This window comes from Streptococcus sp. 596553 (assembly GCF_900411395.1).
In the GTDB taxonomy this organism is placed as follows: Bacteria; Bacillota; Bacilli; order Lactobacillales; family Streptococcaceae; genus Streptococcus; species Streptococcus mitis_BA.
In genome coordinates this window covers 1-4,342 of the sequence record NZ_OXCQ01000025.1, presented here as the reverse complement: position 1 = coordinate 4,342, position 4,342 = coordinate 1, and the positions used below count along the sequence as shown (strand labels likewise).

Sequence of the window (4,342 nt, the reverse complement as noted above, 5' to 3'; positions counted from 1 at the left end):
TTGTTGTTACTTCAGTTCCATTAGCATCAGCAATTTTCACTGTTACTGGAGTTACATTTCCTGTATAAGTGGCTACCGGGGTGAATTGAACATAAGACTTACCGTCTTCTTTTACGATAGAGTATGTTCCTTGACCAGCTACCGATACTTTACCTTCACCATCAGCTCCTACTAGAGTCAGAGTAGCTTCATTTAAATCAACAGATTTTTCAGTTCCATTTACAATTTCACTACCTTTGCTAAAGTTCAAGGTGTTTACATTTTCATCTTTAGCATTGAGAACCACTTCAGATTTTTGAACAGCTCCCTGAATGCCTGTAGTTGAAGCTTCACTTGCAGTTGGAGTAACACCAACAATGTTTGGTGTGTATTCACCACGTTTATCGTTCTCTGGTTGCGTACCATTGTTATCTGAAACAAGAACTTGGACAGGTTTTACTGCTCCAACATAAGCTTTATTGGTTGGCGTAAAGGTCACGAGACCTGTTGACTTATCAATACCGAAAGTTCCAATCACATCACCAGCTTTCACAGTACCATTATCTGCTGCAGCGTAAGCTGGAGTTGTAGCGCCATCCGCTACTTCTGTACCTGCACTATCAAGAAGTTTATAGCTATCTGCCTTCAATGGGACTGTTTTTCTAGCTCCATTTACTTCTGCAGAACCTGGGATAAAGGTTGGTTTACCTGTTTGAACTTGACCTTGAATATCTGTTGAAGATACCTTAGTTCCTTCTGGTCTAACGCCAATAACAGTTGGTGTGTAATCTGCCGTAGATGTTAATGGATCAACTCCGGCTACTGTCACGGTCAATTTTACCTTAGCTGGATTTGGAGTTCCAACAAATGTTGGATTAGGAGTAAAGGTTACCTCACCCGTATCCGCATTAATTGCATAAGTACCTACAGTAGCTCCTGTATTATCTGTAGCATTTGTTGACTCTAAGCTATAAACTTTTGTACCATTTGTGGTAGCAGAAATCTTAGTTTTCTCTGCGTCATCAAAATTGAAGCTTGGAGTTCCTTTCTGAACCGCTCCTTGAATATCGCTAGTAGTTGCAGGCGTTCCTACAATACCAGCTTTAACAGTAATAGTGTAAGTTGTAGTCGCTGTAGAAGTGTTCACTCCGTGATCAGTACCAGCAGTCGTATCTCCTACAGTTGTTCCATCAACCAAGTTTGTATTACTATCTATGACATTGATGGTAACACTATATTTACCAACTTTTGTCAGTTTAAGTTCAGTTGCAGTTGGATAGTTGGCTGCATCTCCAGATGTAGTCTCTGCAAACACAGTGTTGCCATCTGGATCTGTAACAGTAATGCTTGTTACTTTTGTTTTATGACTTCCCTTGAATGTAGACTCTGCAGTACTTGTAGCTAACTTATCATCTTCAGTATCTCTGACACTAACTTTTGCACCAGTAACTACCGCAGGGCGGTCGATTAGGTTAACAGTTGTATTCAAGGTACTCTCGTAAGAAGTCGACCTAGCAGTTGGTTTCGAGTTGATGATAGTAGAAGTGCTGGTGTTTTCAGCCATAATTCCCTTAACAGTCCCAGTATAACCCGAACTAGTTTCAATTTCCCATGTGTCATCACCAGTCTTATGGGCTTTTACTGTAGACTTATCGCTTGCTGACCATTCCTCACTATTTTTATCATACTTAACAGTAATGTACATACCATTACCTGTAGCAGTGTTTTCTGTGTTATTCTTGTTATAAACTGTTTCAGTTAGAGTAACATCGTCAACAGCAGTCACTTTGTTCGCATTATTGTAGGTTCTGGTATATTCGTACAAGTCAAACTTCATGGAGCCATCTGTTTGGGCACGGGTTGAAACTTCCCGTTTGGTGATTGTGTAATTGCCACCAGTTAACTCTGTTCTCACCGTTGCATCAGAAGCTGCTAATTCATAACGACCTGATGTTGGATTGAGATTTGCTGTATATTTCGTACCGTTTGTTGCAGAGTTCAACTCCACCTTGGTTCTCATGAGATTAGCCGTAACATTTTCAGTTTTAGCATATACAGAAATCTTAGAAACTCCAGCTATTGCCGTCGCTTCAGGTTTTACTGATAGAGAAAATTCATTCCCTACCGTTCCAACTTCAGTTCCAGCAGAAACCGCGGTATTCGTTGTTCCCTCCTGTACAACCCACTTGCCAGCCTTATTTGTTTTTAAAATAGTCTTAGAGCCATCTGGTGTTGTAATTTCTGCATAGGTTGCCCCATCTGAAATCTCAACCGGTACGGTTGTATCATAAGTAGCTATGTTCTTTACCGTTACCTTAGGTGCGATGACAAAGGTTAATTCTCCACGACCTTCTTGTGTATCATAATTCCAACTCTGACTAAGACCACTTGCTCGTTCTGTACGGTTGTAATCTTTCGAGTAGGCAGTCACATAGTAAACACCTGCCTTTGTTGGTGTCCCAGAGATCAGTCCCTTCCCATCATAGCCAACAGTTTTACCATCTTCAGTAATAGGAGTAGTCCCTGCGTTTGATCTATAAGTCAAACCAGGAATGGCAGTATCCACCGTTGCCCCGTTTGTTGAGATATTTCCTGAAATTCCAGAAGTTGCATTATTATTATAGACATGACGAACTTGAGTATCCGTACCATTATCCAACGTATAGGAAACAGTTGCTTGTGCAGTGGTTATACGGGAAGCAGATTCATCTTTGTAATGGATATCTACAGGTGCAATCGCTTCTCCGACGGTTCCCTTATAGACTTTATTATTACTTTCGATAATCGGAGCTGTCGTATCTTGCCAGCCAATCCAACCCCCACGTAAGTTTCGATAAATCACACGAACACTTGCATGAGTTTTAGTATTAGTATAAGTAATATAGGTTCGTGTATCATATACCCCATTTGAACTACCCATGAGAATCTTGCCCTCAATCGTATCAGTAGCAGCATTGTAGTTTAATCCTTTAGGTAAATTCGTCGGTGAAACATTTGAGATAGTCCAACCAGCTGCCTTAGCAACATCTGTTAGGTCAAAACGATCCTTAATTTTATTGATATAAACGCGGTCTTGACCTTGCTCATAGACATAGTGATAAATGTGGGTAGCTAGATACTCATATCCACCGTTAGCTTGATATTTTGAATTGTTACCACCCGAAATCGTCGAACCGTCTATACGTTTTTTATTTTTCCAAAAATCCGCCTCTACTGCCAAGTCTTCTGCTTGTTCCTTGCTTAAGGGATAATCCATACGTCCTATATTGTTAACTCCATTACCTGCGTTACTAGGATCTTTCGCTTCCCCTACACGTTGAGTAGAATAAACCACAGTTTCTAAAGTGCTGATATCTCCATTCCTTCGGTCAGTAGAAACATCTCCCTGCTTTGCTACAGTAGAAGTAAATGTATAGATATCCTTACCAGTATAATTATCTTTTGTTGGAGAGTTGGCTTTAGCTGTGTAGGTTCCATCCTCATTTGGAGTTGAGATATAGTCGCTGGCTGCCAGAAGCTGACTTCCCTCTTTCATCGCTTGATCATTACGGCTATCACGACTACCTGAGTTGAAGCCTGTTACAAGGTTTACAAGGCTGTTGCGTACACGTTTTGCTTCTTGCACGCGTTTTTCAAGTTCAGGGATTGTGATATTTGCATCCACAAGGCTTGATTTAATCAGTTGAAGAGTTGCTTTTGCACTTTCTATCACTACAGAATCTGTAGCCAACTTCTCTGCTTGCGGTAAGTAGCGAGCAAGGTCTTCTTGCACTGTTGCCAACTCTGCATTTGCATCTTCAGCTGTTTTTTCTTCAGCTAGACTTGCATCAACCGGTTTTTCAACTTCAGTTGCTGTTGGGGCAGCTGTTGTTGCTTTTTCCTTATTTTCCGATTCAGCTGGTGTTACTCCAAGAACTTTAGGCATGCTTGCAATAATCGAGACTTGTGAACGACTCGCTTTAGCAACTGTGTTCACTTCTGATTGGCTTGCATTTCCTTTGGCAAGAATTGCTTTCGCATCTGCCAGTACTTTCTCTGCATTTGCAATAGTAGATGCTGGAACTTTAGAACGAGCAATCTTAGATAATCCTAGTTCCAAGTCAGAGATTGTATCCTTAAGAATAGTCTTATCTGCAACTGTTTCTGTAGAGGAGCTAGTTGCCGCTGCTTCGGTATTCTCATCGCTAGCTTGGGATGAGGCAGTATCTTCACTAGCATCCCTAGTTAGGACTGGCTCTGCGTCATAAGTAGTGGGTTTAGATGAGTTAGAACCTTGATTAGCCCCCTCATCGCCTATGGTCGGTGTTGGAGTAGCTGTTGAAGATAGTTCATTAACTCCTTCTACTTCTGTTGCTGATACCGC

Annotated in this window: 1 pseudogene; it reads right to left on the bottom strand. The window is 41.2% G+C overall.

Annotated features, from left to right (window positions below):
• Positions 1-4,342 (bottom strand): annotated as a pseudogene (locus DSY56_RS11515) (hypothetical protein); the annotation flags it as partial.